A 16,651-nucleotide genomic window follows, 5' to 3' on the forward strand; every position below is an offset into this window, starting at 1 on the left:
CTCTGTCAGAAGCTCCAACCTCCTCCCATTCTGAGCGAGCCGCTTGCGCTTTAAATATTATCTAGCTCCAGCGGCTAGAATGGTCGGTGGTTTCGCTTCTTCCTGCGAGGCAAAGAGCGCCTCTCTGTCAGAAGCTCCAACCTCCTCCCATTCTGAGCGAGCCGCTTGCGCTTTAAATATTATCTAGCTCCAGCGGCTAGAATCTCCGGCCATTTCACTCTCTCGCTCGAAGCAAAAAGCGCTTCAAGGTCGAGAGTTCCAAATAGCCTGCGATCCTGAGCAAGCCGCTTACGCTTTTAAATATAATTTGCGTTTTTTTGATTAAGTACCATATACTATTTGTATTAGATACTAGGATGTAGAGGTGAATGGTGTGTTAGATCGTTTGCAAGCTGTAGAAGATCGTTATGAGAAGTTGAATGAATTGTTAAGTGACCCAGAGGTTATTAGTGATACAAATAAGCTTCGTGAGTATTCAAAAGAGCAATCTGATATTCAGGACACGGTAGAGGTGTACCGTGAGTATAAAGATGTTCGTGAGCAATTACGAGATGCAAAAGCAATGTTAGAAGATAAGTTAGACGCTGATATGCGTGATATGGTAAAAGAAGAGGTTTCTGAATTAGAAGGACAAGAGAAAACATTATCAGAACGTCTGAAAATTTTACTTGTTCCAAAAGACCCTAATGATGATAAAAACGTTATCGTTGAGGTTCGTGGCGCTGCTGGTGGTGACGAGGCAGCTTTATTTGCTGGTGATTTATATCGTATGTATAGCCGTTATGCTGAGGTGCAAGGTTGGAAAACTGAAATTATCGAAGCGAGCTATACAGAGTTAGGTGGATATAAAGAGATTATCTTTATGATTAACGGTAAAGGTGCTTTCGCGAAGCTGAAATTCGAGAATGGTGCTCACCGTGTACAACGTGTTCCTGAAACGGAATCTGGCGGACGTATTCATACATCTACAGCAACTGTAGCTGTACTACCAGAGGCAGAAGAAGTAGAAATTAATATTCATGAAAAAGATGTTCGTGTTGATACGTTTGCTTCTAGTGGTCCTGGTGGACAAAGCGTTAATACAACGATGTCAGCGGTACGTTTAACGCATTTACCGACTGGTGTAGTTGTATCTTGTCAGGACGAGAAATCACAAATTAAGAATAAAGAAAAAGCGATGAAAGTATTACGCGCACGTGTTTATGATAAATTTAGACAAGAAGCGCAAGCTGAGTATGATCAAAACCGTAAACAAGCTGTTGGTACGGGAGATCGTTCAGAGCGTATTCGTACGTATAACTTCCCGCAAAACCGTGTTACAGACCATCGAATCGGTTTAACGATTCAAAAGCTAGATCAAATCCTACAAGGTAAGTTAGATGATTTCATCAATGCCTTAGTGATGGAAGATCAGGCGCAAAAGATGGAGGCAGCTGAGTAATGCGTGTCTATGAAGCCCTGAAATGGGCTTCTTCTTTTTTACAGGAAAATGGACGAGATGAAAATGCGGGAGAAATTGTCCTTTGTCATGTATTAAAGACGAACAGAACCGGAATGCTCATGAATATGCGTGAAGAAATAACTGCGGAACAAGAGAAAAGTTTTGAAGAGTTTATCCACAAGCATGTAGAAGGTATTCCGATCCAATATATGCTCGGTTATGAAATGTTTTATGGCCGATCATTCTTTGTAAATGAAGAGGTATTGATACCAAGACCGGAAACAGAGGAACTTATAGTTGGAGTGCTAGAGAGAATTGAGCGCCATTTCGGTAATGAGGAGCTTCACATAGCGGATATTGGAACAGGTAGTGGAGCGATTTCTATTACGCTCGCTTTAGAAAATAAAAATCTTCATGTGTGTACAGTAGATATCGCACAGGAGTCGATTGAAGTTGCAAAAGAAAATGCAAAAACTTTAGGGGCGGATGTAACTTTCTATCACGGCGATTTACTGTCTCCGTTTTATGAAACAGGTCAGAAGTTAGATGTTGTTGTTTCCAATCCTCCGTACATACCAGAGGAAGATTGGCGTGGTCTTTCTACTGTTGTGAAGGAGCATGAGCCGAAGCGTGCGCTTGTTGGTGGGGAAGATGGACTAGATTTCTATCGTCGTTTTATGGAGGAATTGCCGAATGTATTACAGAACAAGGCGATTGTGGCGTTTGAAATTGGTGTAGGGCAAGGTGAAGATGTGAAAGCATTATTACAGCAAACTTTCCCGCGAGCTCAAGTTGAAGTTGTATTTGATATTAATGGAAAAGATCGCATGGTATTTGCAGAGATGGAGTAAGGCATAAGCCTTACTCTATTTTTTGTATGAAAAATTCGCAACTACTCAGCCATACATTTTATTTAGAATTTTGGTAAGGGGTATTATTTCAGCGGAAATACGCACCTTATTACCTATAGATTGCTGTCATAAAGATAAAAATGGACATACACCTTGTTGCCTGTCTTTGTTTTAAAACTTTGCGAGTGGCAGGAAAAGGCCCTGGCCGCTTCTATACATAGCCAGTCCCTCTCGCCAATTAAAAAAATGCTTTTCTATCGGTTTTTTACATAGATTTTGAATTTAATAGTTTAGAAAGATGAAAGTCTGTCCACACTGTTTCTAGAGGGGACGGTGGAGGAAATGAAAAAACAAGTTATTGCTTACTTTCTTTTATTATTAATTGGTGCACAGTTACTTGTGCAGTTTGGATATATGAAAGCTGATGCAAAAGGGCCTACTGTTATTCCGAAAGAGGCCGTTCGATTACGTATTTTAGCTAATAGTGATTCCGATAAAGATCAGGCATTAAAACGTAAAGTACGTGATGAAGTGAAAGCGCAAATTGATGGATGGGTAGCGGATTTAACGTCATTTGAAGAAGCTCAAAAAGTAATTCAAAATCATATTCCTGAAATTGAAAAGACAGTGGCGAATACGCTGAAAAGAGAAGGAAGTAAAGAGGCGTTTCAAGTGAAATTCGGTAAGAATGTGAAGTTTCCTACAAAGGTATATGGGAATTTTATTTATCCGGCAGGAGAATATGAAGCGGTACTTATTACAATTGGAAAAGGTGAAGGTGCAAACTGGTGGTGTGTATTATTTCCACCGATGTGTTTCTTAGATTTTTCAAGTGGTACAGCTGTAAGGAAAGAAGAACATGTTGTGAAAGCTGAATCTCCTGAAGAGGAGCAGGTGAGACAATTAGATGAGGAAGTAGTGGATGTACCGGAGAAGAAAGAGGATAAGGTGAAAGAAAAGAAAGTAGTAAAGCCGGAAAAAGCTGAAAAAGTAACAGCACAGGAAAAGAAAGTAGTAAAACACGAAACACAAGTAGAAGAACAGCCTGTAAAAAAAGTAGAAACAAAAACTGTGGAAAAAGTGGAGAAACCTGTGGAGCAAAAACAAGAAAAGCAAAATGAATATGTAACAGTAGAAGAGGAAGAGAAACCAGAGGTTAAATTATTTATCGTCGAAGCTTTTACATCTTTATTCTCTAAATAGTGCTATTAATAAATCCTTCCTCATATATATCAATGAGGAGGGATTTACTATGAAGAACGTGTATTTTGCTACGAAAGCAGATGTAGAAAGATTACATTCTTTTTTCGGACAAGCTAATAAAAAAGATGATAAAATAAATGAGTTGTACGCACAATTTATGATCTTGGAAGAGGCGGGAGAAATACGAGCGGTAATTGGATATGAACAAAGTGGAGAAAATGCACTTATCCGTTCTTGTTTATTCACACCTAATGTGGATAAACAGACTTTCTTATATTTTTTCGAGATGTTTTTGCAGTATATGAAAGAAAAAGATATTCGACAATTGTACTTACTCACAAATCATCCACAATCTGTGACCATCTTTCAGTTTTTTAACTTTGTCATTATAGAGAAAGAGGAAGTGCCAGAGGAAATTCGACAGTTAGAACACTTTTGTAAAAATATAAAAGAGCTAAATGCAATAATACTAAATTGTCAGCTATTCACAAAGTTATCCACGGATTAACAAGGTTTATCCACATTTTGTGGATAAACCTTGTTTGTCTTTTGGATAAATCTCATAGTAAACTAAAAATAGACAAGTATTTCATGGTAGAAAAGGACGTGGGAAAAAATGCATACAAATATGTGGGTTGTGGATAATGTTGTGGAAAGAAAAAAATATTATCCACAATTAAAAGAAGCAGCGAGATTATTAAGAGAAAATGAAGCGGTGGCCTTCCCAACGGAAACGGTATATGGGTTAGGAGCAAACGCAATGGATGATGAAGCGATAGCGAAAATTTTTGAAGCGAAAGGGAGACCGAGCGATAATCCACTGATTGTCCACATAGGAACAAAATCTCAGTTAGATGGTATCGTAAGAGAAATTCCGCCGGTTGCAGAAAAGTTAATGGAGCATTTTTGGCCAGGACCATTAACAATCATTTTACCGAGAAAAAAAGGGATTTCAGAGAGGGTTACGGCAGGACTTAATACAGTCGGAGTAAGGATGCCGGATCATCCAGTAGCGCTCGCCCTTATTGAAGAGGCAAACGTGCCTGTTGCGGCACCGAGTGCGAATCGTTCAGGACGCCCAAGTCCAACGTTAGCTTCTCATGTGTATGAAGATTTAAATGGGAAAATTGCTGGTATTGTTGATGGCGGGGCAACAGGAGTAGGCGTTGAATCAACTGTAATTGATTGTACGAGCGAGGTTCCGACGATTTTACGTCCAGGTGGGATTACGAAGGAGCAATTAGAGGCCGTGATAGGAAATGTTTCTTTAGATCCAGCTTTAAAGGATGAGAAAGAAAAACCGAAATCACCTGGAATGAAATATACACATTATGCACCGAAAGCGCCACTTAGTATTGTTGAAGGGTCCCGTGAGTTTATTCAACGTATTGTGGATGAGAAAAAGAAAGAAGGATTTAAAGTAGGTGTATTAACGACAGAAGAGTATCAGCATGTGTATAGTGCAGATGTTGTATTGTCTTGTGGTGTGCGAAGCGATTTAGCCAGCGTTGCGACTAAGTTATATGATGTGCTTAGAACGTTTGATGCAAGTGAAGTAGATGTTATTTTTAGTGAATCATTCCCGAATGAAGGCATAGGAAATGCAATTATGAATCGTTTAACAAAAGCTGCGGGACATCAGATTATTATTGAATGATAATGTACCTTTAGCAAACAGAATATTTCTCCTCGGATAAGCATATTGTGAAGTAGCACGTCCGAGGGGGGATATGAATGACACTTGAACAATTAATACCTTTAATAATTATGGCATTTGCCCTGGGGATGGATGCATTTTCAGTGAGCCTCGGTATGGGGATGGTAACATTAAAGTTAAGACAAATCCTTTATATAGGTATGACGATTGGGATATTTCATATTATTATGCCATTTATCGGAATGGTACTAGGACGTTTTCTATCAGAGAGGTATGGGGATGTCGCAAATTTTGCAGGAGCTATTTTATTAATTGGGCTAGGGTTCTATATCGTATATTCGTCTATTTTAGAAGGGGAAGAGACTAGAACTGCTCCAATTGGAATTAGTTTATTTGTATTTGCATTTGGTGTCAGTATAGATAGTTTTTCAGTAGGTCTTAGTCTTGGAATTTACGGAGCAGAGACAATTATTACGATATTATTGTTCGGACTAATAAGTATGTTACTGGCTTGGATGGGTTTATTGCTTGGTAGCCATGCCAAAAATATACTTGGCACATACGGTGAAATAGTAGGTGGTATTATTCTTGTTGGGTTTGGATTGTATCTCCTTTTTCCTATATAATTTTATGTAGGAGGGAATTATGAACAAGCTATTGGAATGGTATGTTAAGCTTTTAACCTTCTTTCCTCGATGGCTAAGAAGACTTATAATATTGGGTGTTATTTTGCAAATTTCGATGTTAGGTTGGATTAAGTTAATTCGTGAATGGTGAGATAGTTCCTTTCTGTGCATAGTTTCGTTTGTACTATATTGATCACACTAAAAAATTACAAATATAGAAAGGATGAGATGAATGACGAGATTGAAGCAAGTTTTTGGTATTATTATTAGTTTTTTTGTTTTTTGGTTCAGTATGCTCGGTGTACAAATGTTTGCTGAGTTTTTAGATATTGAGTCATTGAAGTTTGTTGCAGGAAAATCGGAGGCGGCGCGTACTTTTTATTCTCCGTATCCGTTTTTAATTGTTTTCCTTATTACGTTACTTTCCTTATATTTCTTTGTAATAAAGCTTAGTAGATCTAAAAAAGAGAAATTCCCGTCATTAGAGGAGAAGAACGAAGAATTACGATAAAAAATCCCCCGCTTTCAGCGGGGGTTATGTTTAGGTGATGGAAGTGAACGGGCCCCTTGCGCTTTTAGGGGATATATCCAGTTCCAGTGGCCAGCTAAGAACCTTCCCCACGAGAAGATAAAAAGCATCTTCTGTGAGGAAGGTTCTTAGCCACCGGGCCTGGGCAGTCGGTTCCGCTTTTAAATGTATCCAGCTCCAGCGGCTAGAATGGTCGGTGGCTTCGCGTCTTCCTGCGAGGCAAAAAGCGCCTCTACGTCAGGAGCTCCATCCCCCTCTCATTCTGAGCGAGCCGCTTCCGCCTTTAGGGTGTGATATCCAGTTCCGGCGACTAGCTCTTCGCATCTAAGAACCTTCCGCCCGAAAGGCAAAAAGCGCCTTTAGGACGAAAGAACCTTAGCTGGTCAGAGCTGAACGAGTCGCCTCCACTTTTAGTCGGTATCCAGCTCCAGCGGCTAGAATGGTCGGTGGCTTCGCGCCTTCCTGCGAGGCAAAAAGCGCCTCTACGTCAGGAGCTCCATCCCCCTCTCATTCTGAGCGAGCCGCTTCCGCTTTTAGATGTATCCAGCTCCAGCGGCTAGAACCTCCGGTCATTTCGCTCTCTCGATCGAAGCAAAAAGCGCTTCAAGCGAGAGAGCTCCAATGCCCTGCGATTCTGAACGAGCCGCTTCCACTTTTAAAGTGGCCTCACTAATTCAAATTGTTCTCCTAGTTTTGCGTAGTTGTGTCCTGCTAGGCGGCTTATTGGTTTTAGTTCTTCAGCGTGAATTCGGCCGTTTTCGTATAAGTGTTCAGCGACGTGAAAGCGAACGACGCGGCCGATTAGTAGGTCACAAGCTGGCGAGTCTTCGGTTCCGCCGAGTGGGATAGCGCGTTCTAATATGCACTCCATTCGAATGTTTGCTTCTTTAACCCCTGGTACTGAAATGACATCACTGTCAATCGGTGTTAGTTTTGCTAATTCGATTTCACTTTCATTAGGAGGTAGGTTCGCTGCTGTTTCGTTGATCGCTTCTACGTAAGATTCATCAGAAATATGTACGACAAATTCCCCTTTTTCTATTGCGTTTCTGGAAGTGTCTTTCGGTTTTCCTTCTTTGCGTTGTACTGAAACTGAGATAAGTGGTGGATTGGCAGCGACGATATTGAAATAACTATATGGCGCACCGTTCAATACGCCATCTTTAGTTACAGAAGTAACGAATGCAACAGGACGTGGAATGATACTTCCTGTTAGTAATTTGTAATTATCTTTTTCGGTTTGTTCGTTTGGATTAATGGATAACATGTTGTAATCCCCTTTCTAAATATGAATACTTATTGTTCCTTTACAAGATATCAATGGGAATCTCCTGCTGAAAATAATATTTTTTTGATGATGTAAAAAAAAGAGATTACCTCGATTGTACTGAAGTAATCTCTTTTTTGGTAAATATCTTGAAATAGAGATAAATATTAAAGTAAAACGTAAGCGCCAGGTCCAATTAAAGCTACACCGATAGCGACAGCGATTAACATTAAATTATATTCGAATCCGTTTTGTGTTACCCAGTAACCATTTTTTCCGTGAACTGTGAAAATTGCTACTAACATTGTTCCTACGATAAATAAAGAACCAACTACAGTGAAAATACCTGCTGCGAATAAGAAACCACCTAATAGTTCAGTTGCGCCAGCCATAAATGCCATAAACACACCAGGACGTAAGCCGATTGACTCCATCCAGCCGCCAGTTCCCTTTAAGCCGTAACCGCCGAACCAACCAAATAATTTTTGAGCACCATGACCCATGAATGTAATTCCTATAATAAGACGAATAATAAGAAGACCGATATCCATCATTTCAAAAACCTCCTAAAAGTTATTAACTTATCTTATGTAAGTAATGATAAAATAGTTACTTACTTTAGTTAAGTGAATTTCAACAAAAATTTGAAAGGAATTTTACAAATTAACAACAAAAAATAAAATGTAGTAAAGACCTCTAGACAAGTAAGTGAAAAAAAGAGAAAATATAAATAGAAGTTAACTTCTCATTGTTATTCAGACAATCAGAATTGACTGGAATTTTGTGAAGCGCTACAATAAGAGTCTAGTAGTAATGACATGATTTATTTCGAAAGAGTTTTTACAGTATAACATTCGAAGTATGAAGTCTTACGTGTATTTCGATCTTGAATAGAGATTGCCCTATAAACTTTTAGGTAAATTATAAGGAGGACTATCCTATGTTTAAAAAATTATTCGGTTTTGGTTCAAAAACAAATGAAGAAACAATCGTAGCTCCATTAACTGGAGCAGTGAAAAATATTGAAGAAGTACCAGATCCAGTATTCGCTGGTCGTATGATGGGTGACGGTGTTGCGATCGATCCTACTGAAGGTGTAGTTGTATCTCCAGTTGATGGTGAAATCGTACAATTATTCCACACGAAACATGCTATTGGAATTAAAGCGAAAAATGGTACAGAAATTTTAATCCACGTTGGATTAGAAACTGTAAAAATGGAAGGTGAAGGTTTCGAAGCTCACGTTTCTGAAGGACAAGCTGTAAAAGCTGGAGATAAATTAATCTCATTCGACTTAGAATTAATTCGTGAAAAAGCGAAAAGCACAATTACTCCAATCGTTATTACAAACACAGATGCAGCTGAGTCTATTAAGACAACTGTAGGTGTAACAGCTACAAAAGGTTCAACAGAAGTAATGAAAGTTACAATGAAATAATTATTTGATAGAAGGAATCCGTTTCATATGAAATGGATTCCTTATTTTGTTTCGTAGTGTGTTCATTATGTATGGTAAAATACTTTGGGCACTTGGAAATAGGGTTTCATATATGTGGATAAGGCGCATTTTTCTTAGAAAAAATATAAGAGAAATGCGCCTTTCGTATATTCACATTCCTTTTGTTCTATTCTAATGTACGCTATGATAAAGTGAAACTTTAATGAGTGGAGGGTGTTCATCCCCCGCTGATTATTAGCCTTCACCAATCGGGATAAATGTAGGAAACAGAAAAAAAGGGGTGGGTTTAGATGAAACGGGTGTTATTTGTTTGCACTGGAAATACATGCCGTAGTCCGATGGCTGAGGCTTTGCTTCGTCATTATGGAGAAGGTAAATTTGAAGTGCAATCTGCTGGTGTTTTCGCCTATCCTGGAAGCGATGTGTCGATACATGCAAAGGAAGCTTTAGCTGAAAAAGGAATTGTAATCGATCATGCCGCGCAGCAGGTAAACGATACTTTGGTTGATTGGGCGGATATTGTAGTAACAATGACGGAAAACCATAAGCAAATTGTACTTGGGTATTATCCGAGCGTGGAAAAGAAATTGGATACATTATATGGATTAACTGAGGGTGTAAGTAAGGATATTTCAGATCCATTTGGCGGATCGCTTTCTATTTATAAAGAAACGTTAGAAGAGATGGAAAAACTTGTACAAACTTTACTGAAAAAACATTCAGAAGGTTGATGTTTCGTGTATAATACGATATTGGAGATCACTTTGTTCCATTAAGGTAGCGAGTGTGAAATGAAGATAATTGATTGAAACTTCGGAGGGGTAAAAATGAAAGTAGTAGTAGCATCTGATCACGGCGGTATGAATATCCGTAAAGAACTTGTAAGTTTATTAGAAGAGTTAAATATTGAATATATTGATTTAGGTTGTGAATGTGAAGCTGGTTCTGTTGATTACCCTGATTTTGCGTTTCCAGCAGCAGAAATGGTCGCGAATGGTGAAGTGGATCGTGGTATTTTAGTTTGCGGGACAGGCATTGGTATGTCAATCGCAGCAAACAAAGTAAATGGTATTCGTTGTGCATTAGTTCATGATACTTTCAGTGCGAAAGCGACGAGAGAGCATAATGACACTAACATGTTAGCGATGGGCGAGCGTGTAATTGGAGCTGGTCTAGCGCGTGATATCGCGAAAATTTGGCTAACAACTGACTATGAAGGTGGCCGTCACGAAAACCGAGTAGGAAAAATTAAAACGTACGAAACAAAGTAATAGATTCTAACTATAAGTAGTATGAAATATAATTTGGTGAACCAACCTGTGAAAGGAAGAGGCGTAATGACAGAAATCGTAAAGGTAAGAGAACAGCTACAAATGGCGCTTTCTGATTTCCAAGAACAAGCCACGCTGCAAAGTGGTCAAATTTTTGTAGTGGGGTGTAGCACGAGCGAAGTGCTAGGTGAAAGAATTGGAACATCAGGAACGATGGAAGTGGCAGAGGCGATTTTTTCTGAGTTAAAACAATTTCAAGAGAGAACAGGTATTGAATTGGCGTTTCAATGTTGTGAGCATTTAAATCGTGCTTTAGTAGTTGAGAGAGATGTAGCGATGAAATATCAATTTGAAATTGTAACAGTTACGCCTGTTAGATCAGCAGGTGGTGCATTAGCGACGTATGCGTATCACAATTTTAAAGATCCGGTAGTAATTGAGTTTATTAAAGCAGATGCAGGAATGGATATCGGCGATACATTTATCGGTATGCATTTAAAGCATGTAGCTGTACCGGTTCGTACAAGTGTGAAGGAAATAGGAAGTGCGCATGTAACGATGGCGAAAACACGTGGGAAACTAATAGGTGGAGCGCGTGCTGTTTATGCGGCAAATGAAGAAGCTATTCCTTGCCGTTAAACATGAAAAATTATAAAGTCTTATAACAGCTTTATATCGAAAGGTAAAAGGTATGTAGTCTGACCTTATAATAGAAGAAAGAAAAGACCAATTTTGGTCTTTTTTTTCTTTTATGATATAGAAAGTCATGTTAGAATGTAGTTGAAAACATGAAGGTTCGAAAGAATTACAACCTGAATTTTCGTTTTTTCTGAATAAATGAGAAAAAACTATTGGGAATTGATGTAATTCGTTCAGAAAAGGGGGATTTTGGTGAATCATTTAAAACGTCAAGATGAAAAGGTATTTGCTGCAATTGAGGCAGAACTAGGAAGACAGCGTTCAAAGATTGAGCTAATTGCTTCGGAAAACTTCGTAAGTGAAGCGGTAATGGAGGCGCAAGGTTCTGTTTTAACGAATAAGTATGCTGAAGGATATCCTGGAAAACGTTACTATGGTGGTTGTGAACACGTAGACGTAGTAGAAGATATCGCACGTGATCGCGCGAAAGAAATTTTTGGCGCAGAGCATGTAAATGTTCAACCACATTCTGGTGCACAAGCGAACATGGCAGTATACTTTACGATTTTAGAGCAAGGCGATACAGTACTTGGTATGAATTTATCTCATGGTGGTCACTTAACACACGGAAGCCCTGTTAACTTCAGTGGAGTACAATATAATTTCGTAGAATATGGCGTGGATGCTGAATCTCACCGTATTAATTACGATGATGTATTAGCAAAAGCGAAAGAACATAAACCAAAATTAATCGTTGCAGGTGCAAGTGCATATCCTCGTGTTATCGATTTCAAACGATTCCGTGAGATTGCAGATGAAGTGGGTGCATACTTTATGGTTGATATGGCACATATCGCTGGTTTAGTAGCTGCTGGTTTACATCCAAACCCAGTACCACATGCACATTTCGTTACAACGACAACACATAAAACATTACGTGGTCCACGTGGTGGTATGATTTTATGTGAAGAGCAATTTGCAAAACAAATTGATAAATCAATCTTCCCTGGTATTCAAGGTGGCCCACTTATGCACGTAATTGCTGCAAAAGCTGTTGCATTTGGTGAGACACTACAAGATGAGTTTAAAACATATGCACAACATATCATTAATAATGCGAACCGCTTAGCTGAAGGTCTTCAAAAAGAAGGACTTACACTTGTTTCTGGTGGAACAGACAATCATTTAATCTTGATTGATGTTCGTAACTTAGAAATTACAGGTAAAGTAGCAGAGCACGTATTAGATGAAGTTGGTATTACAGTGAACAAAAATACAATTCCATTTGAAACAGCAAGCCCATTTGTAACAAGCGGCGTACGTATCGGTACAGCAGCTGTAACATCTCGTGGTTTCGGTTTAGAAGAAATGGATGAAATTGCGGCACTTATTGCTTATACATTAAAAAATCATGAGAATGAAGTTGCATTAGAAGAAGCAAGTAAGCGTGTAGAAGCGTTAACGAGCAAATTCCCAATGTATACAGATCTATAATAGATTGAAAAAGACTGCTGAAACGTAATTGTTTTGGCAGTCTTTTTTGTGGACATATATTATTTTTAAAGTATGTATACAAATGATGAATAAATTTTGGCGATATAATGAAGGATACAGCTCCCATAATTGGTAAAGATACTAGATAGATTCATCGCAAAATCATGATTTTGCCAAATTTGCCCTTGAATATTAGTAGCGTTTTCTTTACAATCGTAAATAGTGTAAAGAAGCGTGTAAACGCATGAATATCATCTAAAGGAGAGATTCACATGGGAAAACTGTATGTATTTGATCACCCGTTAATTCAACATAAGATTACATATATTCGCGATAAGAATACAGGTACGAAAGATTTTCGTGAATTAGTGGACGAAGTAGCAAGCTTAATGGCTTTCGAGATTACTCGTGACCTTCCACTTGAAGACATTGAAATTGAAACGCCTGTAAGCAAAGCGACAACAAAAGTGATCGCTGGTAAAAAACTTGGTTTAATTCCGATTTTACGTGCAGGTTTAGGAATGGTTGATGGAATTCTGAAATTAATTCCAGCAGCAAAAGTAGGACACGTTGGTTTATACCGTGACCCTAAAACATTGCAACCGGTAGAATACTATGTGAAACTTCCAACGGATGTAGAAGAGCGTGACTTTATCGTACTAGATCCGATGCTAGCAACAGGTGGTTCTGCGGCTGAAGCAATTAATTCTCTGAAAAAGCGCGGTGCAAAGCAAATTAAATTAATGTGTATCGTAGCTGCTCCAGAAGGAGTAAAAGTAGTGCAGGAAGAGCATCCTGATGTTGATATTTATGTAGCGGCATTAGATGAGAAGTTAAATGACCATGGTTATGTAGTTCCAGGTCTTGGTGATGCTGGTGACCGTTTATTCGGAACGAAGTAAGACAACAGACGAGAGGGGGATTCCCCGCTCGTTTTTTTTCGCCCTCAGCGCACGGGGGAGGGGGAGATAAATATACAGGGTATATACAACATAAGTTATATACACATCACATATAATATAGAAGTCTTACGTCTCGGGGACACTATATTATGGAAGGAAAGCGCTATATCTTAAAAATATAATAGTGACAAACTTGTGAACATTTTCTTCTATTATAAAGAGAAAACTGTTAGAAATTGCATATCTCTAACCAGTATTTAGAAGGGGAACGTTTTCATTTTTGGGAGTAAATGCCTAATACTCAAATTTTTTGATTTTTTACGATTTCTCGTTGACACTGTTAATACCCTATTGTATGCTAACAACGGGGATAGATGGTAGGGCTTTCAGTGACAAAAATGCATCTATTCCGTGACGAAAATGTAAACTTTTTATTTTGTATAGAATTTATGCAGAAAAATGAGTTATTATTAACACATCGTGAATGAGGGTTACATATTGGAGGGATGAATCCTTGCAAAAAAACGATCGCAGCCATATAAAAGCGTATGCTTTAATGTCAGGAATACTTGCTCAGTTAGTTGGTTCTATTCTTATTGGAATCTTTGGTGGGCAATGGATTGATAATAAGGTTGGAACGTTTCCGTTGTTTCTTATTATAGGGTTATTACTCGGGTTAGGAACAGGGGTATACGCAATGATTCGACTCATTCAACATTACTATTCGGGAGAGCAATGATGATAGACGTACATGGACTTGTCCAAAGACAAAAGAAATATATGTACTACTTGCTTGCGCTTCTAGTGCTAGGATGGGGAATTACCTCTTACAAGGATGTATTTCTTGGGCTGATTATCGGAACGATTTTCAGTTTTCTTAGTTTGCGCATCATTGCACGTAGAACAGACAAGCTATTAGATCGCGTAACAAATGGAGAAAACGTGAAGTTTAAGGCGACAGCGGTAAGTACATATTCAAGATTCGCCACGATTGGGTTATTAATTTTATTTGCAGCCAAATATCAAGAGTTAATTGCGATGTGGGGCTTAGGTGTAGGATTGCTGACAGGATACCTTGTCATGATCATAGATTTTCTTTATTTAGAGTATACGAGCAGGGAAGAGAGGTGAATTACTAGTGGAACACGGTAAATTAGTTGAATTTCTAGGTTTAACGTTCGATTTGTCATCAGTTATGATGGTTACTGTAGCAGCAGTTATTGTTTTCTTAATCGCTGTTATCGGAACTCGCAGCTTAGCGCTTCGCCCAACCGGGATGCAAAATTTCATGGAATGGGTGTTTGACTTCGTGAAAGGGATTATCAATAGTACGATGGATTGGAAAACAGGTGGACGTTTCTTAACGCTTGGCGTTACGCTTATCATGTTTATCATCGTATCGAACTTCCTTGGTTTACCATTCATGTATTCAACAGTTGAGGCTGGCGAACATATTGCATGGTGGAGATCACCAACGTCTGATCCAGCAGTTGCATTAACATTAGCCGTGATGGTAGTTACCCTCACCCATTATTATGGAATTAAGATGAAGGGTACGAAAGAATATGTTAAAGGTTATTTCCAACCTATGAAATTCTTATTCCCATTAAAGGTTATTGAGGAGTTTGCTAACACATTAACGTTAGGTCTTCGTTTATTTGGTAACATTTACGCAGGTGAAATCTTATTAGGATTACTTGCTAAGTTAGGCGGGGCATCATTCTTAGGAGCATTAGGTGCACTTGTACCGATGTTAGCATGGATGGGATTCAGCGTATTCGTTGGTTCAATCCAGTCATTTATTTTCGTAATGTTAACGATGGTTTATATGGCTCATAAAGTAAGCCATGACCATTAATATAATTTAAGTAAGAAAAAATTTATTTTTTTATAATACAAAGGAGGACAAATTAAATGAGTTTAGGTGTAATCGCAGCTGCAATTGCAATTGGTTTATCAGCATTAGGTGCAGGTATTGGTAACGGTCTTATCGTATCACGTACAATCGAAGGTGTTGCTCGTCAACCAGAATTAAAAGGCGCACTTCAAACAATTATGTTCATCGGGGTTGCATTAGTTGAGGCACTTCCAATTATCGGTGTAGTTATTGCTTTCATCGTAATGAACAAATAAGGGAGACTCCCCTTACATAGATGGCGAAGAGTGTTTTTCCGAACTTTCTTCGCCATTGCTTTATGAACGAAACGTATGTCTTTTTTTTTCATATGATCAATTTAGATATTTTGAAGGGAGTGAATCCTTGTGCCAACTTTATTATTAGGGGCTTCCATTCCATTTGGAACGATTGCTTATACATTGTTCATTTTCTTACTTCTATTAGTAATGCTACGCAAATTCGCGTGGGGTCCTTTAATGGGAATTATGAAAGAACGTGAAGAGCATGTTACTAATGAAATCGACGCTGCAGAAAGAAGTAATGCTGAAGCGAAGAAATTAGTAGAAGAACAACGTGAAATGTTAAAACAATCGCGTGTTGAAGCACAAGAGTTAATCGAAAGAGCGAAGAAACAAGCTGTAGATCAAAAGGATGTTATTGTTGCTGCTGCGAAAGAAGAAGCTGAATCAATTAAAACATCTGCTGTACAAGAAATTCAACGCGAAAAAGAGCAAGCGATTGCTGCTTTACAAGAACAAGTTGCTTCTTTATCTGTTCATATTGCTTCTAAAGTAATTGAAAAAGAATTAAAAGAAGAAGATCAAGTGAAGTTAATTCGCGATTATATTAAAGAAGTAGGAGAAGCGCGATGAGCAATGGGATTGTAGCAAAACGTTATGCTGTCGCTCTTTTCAAAATTGCAAAAGAAAAACACGTATTAGAAATGTTTGAAGAGGAATTACGCCTTGTACAAAACGTTTTTACAAAGAACGGAGAACTACATAGCTTTTTAACGCAACCGAACATTTCAAAAGAGCAGAAGAAAACGTTTCTTGCAAACGTATTCGCATCTGTTTCTGAATCTATTTTAAATACGTTATATATTTTAATTGATAACAAGCGTATTGATATCCTACCTGAAATTGCAAATGAATATGTTGTTCTTGCTAATGAAGAACGTAACGTAGCGGATGCAACTGTATATTCTATTCGTCTTCTATCGGAAGAAGAAAAACTTAACATTGCAGAAGCATTTGCAAAAAAAACAGGAAAAGATGCAATTCGCGTGAAAAATGTTGTGGATGAAGATTTACTAGGCGGCATTAAAGTACGTATTGGAAATCGCATTTACGACGGAAGCTTACAAGGAAAATTAGCACGTATTCAGCGTGAATTAATGAAGAATAGATAGGGGT

At 38.4% G+C, this 16,651-nt stretch carries 23 protein-coding genes; 21 read left to right on the forward strand and 2 right to left on the reverse strand.

Features of this window, described 5'->3' with window-relative positions; translation table 11 throughout:
* Positions 1–373 precede the first annotated feature (373 nt).
* From prfA to JFU20_RS15980, 8 genes are all read left to right on the forward strand, one after another.
* The gene (gene prfA, locus JFU20_RS15950; protein ID WP_002113060.1) at positions 374–1,441 is read left to right on the forward strand and encodes a peptide chain release factor 1; all 1,068 of its coding nucleotides are present in this window, start codon (positions 374–376) and stop codon (positions 1,439–1,441) included.
* The gene (prmC, locus tag JFU20_RS15955) at positions 1,441–2,292 is read left to right on the forward strand and encodes a peptide chain release factor N(5)-glutamine methyltransferase (RefSeq protein WP_201038730.1); all 852 of its coding nucleotides are present in this window, start codon (positions 1,441–1,443) and stop codon (positions 2,290–2,292) included. Before prfA ends, prmC begins: the two co-directional genes overlap by 1 nt.
* A gap of 342 nt (positions 2,293–2,634) precedes the next feature.
* Positions 2,635–3,495: a stage II sporulation protein R gene (gene spoIIR, locus JFU20_RS15960; RefSeq protein WP_201038731.1), complete on the forward strand. Its 861-nt coding sequence runs from the start codon at positions 2,635–2,637 to the stop codon at positions 3,493–3,495.
* 49 nt (positions 3,496–3,544) lie between these two features.
* Positions 3,545–4,003, forward strand: a complete 459-nt coding sequence (locus tag JFU20_RS15965; protein ID WP_002016300.1) for a GNAT family N-acetyltransferase — start codon at positions 3,545–3,547, stop codon at positions 4,001–4,003.
* A 108-nt stretch (positions 4,004–4,111) separates the two neighbouring features.
* Positions 4,112–5,152, forward strand: a complete 1,041-nt coding sequence (locus JFU20_RS15970; RefSeq protein ID WP_002016299.1) for an L-threonylcarbamoyladenylate synthase — start codon at positions 4,112–4,114, stop codon at positions 5,150–5,152.
* Positions 5,153–5,229: 77 nt separating this feature from the next.
* Entirely contained in the window at positions 5,230–5,778 is a 549-nt protein-coding gene (locus JFU20_RS15975; protein WP_002016298.1) for a manganese efflux pump MntP, read from the forward strand.
* Positions 5,779–5,797: 19 nt separating this feature from the next.
* Positions 5,798–5,929, forward strand: a complete 132-nt coding sequence (locus tag JFU20_RS30440) for a hypothetical protein (protein ID WP_002139014.1) — start codon at positions 5,798–5,800, stop codon at positions 5,927–5,929.
* An 81-nt stretch (positions 5,930–6,010) separates the two neighbouring features.
* Positions 6,011–6,289, forward strand: a complete 279-nt coding sequence (locus JFU20_RS15980) for a DUF3935 domain-containing protein (RefSeq protein ID WP_002016297.1) — start codon at positions 6,011–6,013, stop codon at positions 6,287–6,289.
* Between the two features lie 673 nt (positions 6,290–6,962).
* On the opposite strand, the gene JFU20_RS15985 is transcribed toward JFU20_RS15980, so the two are convergent.
* On the reverse strand, positions 6,963–7,574 hold the full coding sequence (locus tag JFU20_RS15985) for a flavin reductase family protein (protein ID WP_002016296.1): 612 nt from the start codon (positions 7,572–7,574) through the stop codon (positions 6,963–6,965).
* Between the two features lie 167 nt (positions 7,575–7,741).
* Positions 7,742–8,128, reverse strand: a complete 387-nt coding sequence (locus tag JFU20_RS15990) for a DoxX family protein (protein ID WP_002068579.1) — start codon at positions 8,126–8,128, stop codon at positions 7,742–7,744.
* 386 nt (positions 8,129–8,514) lie between these two features.
* Between JFU20_RS15990 and JFU20_RS15995 the strand changes: the two genes are divergently transcribed.
* From JFU20_RS15995 to atpH, 13 genes are all read left to right on the forward strand, one after another.
* Positions 8,515–9,012 (forward strand): PTS sugar transporter subunit IIA, encoded by a 498-nt coding sequence (locus tag JFU20_RS15995; protein WP_002016294.1) that lies wholly within the window; start codon positions 8,515–8,517, stop codon positions 9,010–9,012.
* Between the two features lie 311 nt (positions 9,013–9,323).
* Positions 9,324–9,764: a low molecular weight protein arginine phosphatase gene (locus JFU20_RS16000; RefSeq protein WP_002130066.1), complete on the forward strand. Its 441-nt coding sequence runs from the start codon at positions 9,324–9,326 to the stop codon at positions 9,762–9,764.
* Between the two features lie 96 nt (positions 9,765–9,860).
* Positions 9,861–10,304 (forward strand): ribose 5-phosphate isomerase B, encoded by a 444-nt coding sequence (rpiB, locus tag JFU20_RS16005; protein ID WP_000869917.1) that lies wholly within the window; start codon positions 9,861–9,863, stop codon positions 10,302–10,304.
* A gap of 66 nt (positions 10,305–10,370) precedes the next feature.
* Positions 10,371–10,943, forward strand: coding sequence for a TIGR01440 family protein (locus JFU20_RS16010; protein ID WP_002166406.1), 573 nt, complete (start codon positions 10,371–10,373; stop codon positions 10,941–10,943).
* Between the two features lie 252 nt (positions 10,944–11,195).
* Entirely contained in the window at positions 11,196–12,437 is a 1,242-nt protein-coding gene (glyA, locus tag JFU20_RS16015) for a serine hydroxymethyltransferase (RefSeq protein WP_002016291.1), read from the forward strand.
* A 272-nt stretch (positions 12,438–12,709) separates the two neighbouring features.
* Positions 12,710–13,339 (forward strand): uracil phosphoribosyltransferase, encoded by a 630-nt coding sequence (gene upp, locus JFU20_RS16020; protein ID WP_000517533.1) that lies wholly within the window; start codon positions 12,710–12,712, stop codon positions 13,337–13,339.
* Positions 13,340–13,713: 374 nt separating this feature from the next.
* The gene (locus JFU20_RS16025; RefSeq protein ID WP_000232963.1) at positions 13,714–13,827 is read left to right on the forward strand and encodes a DUF4024 domain-containing protein; all 114 of its coding nucleotides are present in this window, start codon (positions 13,714–13,716) and stop codon (positions 13,825–13,827) included.
* Between the two features lie 26 nt (positions 13,828–13,853).
* Positions 13,854–14,078, forward strand: coding sequence for an AtpZ/AtpI family protein (locus JFU20_RS16030; protein WP_002089742.1), 225 nt, complete (start codon positions 13,854–13,856; stop codon positions 14,076–14,078).
* Positions 14,078–14,470: an ATP synthase subunit I gene (locus JFU20_RS16035; protein WP_002016288.1), complete on the forward strand. Its 393-nt coding sequence runs from the start codon at positions 14,078–14,080 to the stop codon at positions 14,468–14,470. Before JFU20_RS16030 ends, JFU20_RS16035 begins: the two co-directional genes overlap by 1 nt.
* A 7-nt stretch (positions 14,471–14,477) precedes the next feature.
* Positions 14,478–15,197 (forward strand): F0F1 ATP synthase subunit A, encoded by a 720-nt coding sequence (gene atpB / locus JFU20_RS16040; RefSeq protein ID WP_000399874.1) that lies wholly within the window; start codon positions 14,478–14,480, stop codon positions 15,195–15,197.
* 56 nt (positions 15,198–15,253) lie between these two features.
* Positions 15,254–15,472, forward strand: a complete 219-nt coding sequence (gene atpE / locus JFU20_RS16045; RefSeq protein WP_000052064.1) for a F0F1 ATP synthase subunit C — start codon at positions 15,254–15,256, stop codon at positions 15,470–15,472.
* A 129-nt stretch (positions 15,473–15,601) separates the two neighbouring features.
* Positions 15,602–16,108: a F0F1 ATP synthase subunit B gene (gene atpF / locus JFU20_RS16050; RefSeq protein ID WP_002016287.1), complete on the forward strand. Its 507-nt coding sequence runs from the start codon at positions 15,602–15,604 to the stop codon at positions 16,106–16,108.
* The gene (gene atpH / locus JFU20_RS16055) at positions 16,105–16,647 is read left to right on the forward strand and encodes a F0F1 ATP synthase subunit delta (protein ID WP_002130060.1); all 543 of its coding nucleotides are present in this window, start codon (positions 16,105–16,107) and stop codon (positions 16,645–16,647) included. Before atpF ends, atpH begins: the two co-directional genes overlap by 4 nt.
* Positions 16,648–16,651: the final 4 nt, after the last annotated feature.

It is taken from the genome of Bacillus sp. TH30, assembly GCF_016650875.1.
GTDB classification, from domain to species: domain Bacteria; phylum Bacillota; class Bacilli; order Bacillales; family Bacillaceae_G; genus Bacillus_A; species Bacillus_A mycoides.

Bases quoted from the DNA above. Each gene is read 5' to 3' on its own strand.
- JFU20_RS15985 (WP_002016296.1), bottom strand. From the start codon at position 7,574: ATGTTATCCATTAATCCAAACGAACAAACCGAAAAAGATAATTACAAA.
- JFU20_RS15995 (WP_002016294.1), top strand. From the start codon at position 8,515: ATGTTTAAAAAATTATTCGGTTTTGGTTCAAAAACAAATGAAGAAACA.
- JFU20_RS15970 (WP_002016299.1), top strand. From the start codon at position 4,112: ATGCATACAAATATGTGGGTTGTGGATAATGTTGTGGAAAGAAAAAAA.
- spoIIR (WP_201038731.1), top strand. From the start codon at position 2,635: ATGAAAAAACAAGTTATTGCTTACTTTCTTTTATTATTAATTGGTGCA.
- JFU20_RS16000 (WP_002130066.1), top strand. From the start codon at position 9,324: ATGAAACGGGTGTTATTTGTTTGCACTGGAAATACATGCCGTAGTCCG.
- JFU20_RS16010 (WP_002166406.1), top strand. From the start codon at position 10,371: ATGACAGAAATCGTAAAGGTAAGAGAACAGCTACAAATGGCGCTTTCT.
- JFU20_RS15975 (WP_002016298.1), top strand. From the start codon at position 5,230: ATGACACTTGAACAATTAATACCTTTAATAATTATGGCATTTGCCCTG.
- JFU20_RS15990 (WP_002068579.1), bottom strand. From the start codon at position 8,128: ATGATGGATATCGGTCTTCTTATTATTCGTCTTATTATAGGAATTACA.
- atpE (WP_000052064.1), top strand. From the start codon at position 15,254: ATGAGTTTAGGTGTAATCGCAGCTGCAATTGCAATTGGTTTATCAGCA.
- prmC (WP_201038730.1), top strand. From the start codon at position 1,441: ATGCGTGTCTATGAAGCCCTGAAATGGGCTTCTTCTTTTTTACAGGAA.
- JFU20_RS16025 (WP_000232963.1), top strand. From the start codon at position 13,714: ATGGTAGGGCTTTCAGTGACAAAAATGCATCTATTCCGTGACGAAAAT.
- JFU20_RS30440 (WP_002139014.1), top strand. From the start codon at position 5,798: ATGAACAAGCTATTGGAATGGTATGTTAAGCTTTTAACCTTCTTTCCT.
- upp (WP_000517533.1), top strand. From the start codon at position 12,710: ATGGGAAAACTGTATGTATTTGATCACCCGTTAATTCAACATAAGATT.
- rpiB (WP_000869917.1), top strand. From the start codon at position 9,861: ATGAAAGTAGTAGTAGCATCTGATCACGGCGGTATGAATATCCGTAAA.
- JFU20_RS16035 (WP_002016288.1), top strand. From the start codon at position 14,078: ATGATAGACGTACATGGACTTGTCCAAAGACAAAAGAAATATATGTAC.
- JFU20_RS15980 (WP_002016297.1), top strand. From the start codon at position 6,011: ATGACGAGATTGAAGCAAGTTTTTGGTATTATTATTAGTTTTTTTGTT.
- atpH (WP_002130060.1), top strand. From the start codon at position 16,105: ATGAGCAATGGGATTGTAGCAAAACGTTATGCTGTCGCTCTTTTCAAA.
- JFU20_RS15965 (WP_002016300.1), top strand. From the start codon at position 3,545: ATGAAGAACGTGTATTTTGCTACGAAAGCAGATGTAGAAAGATTACAT.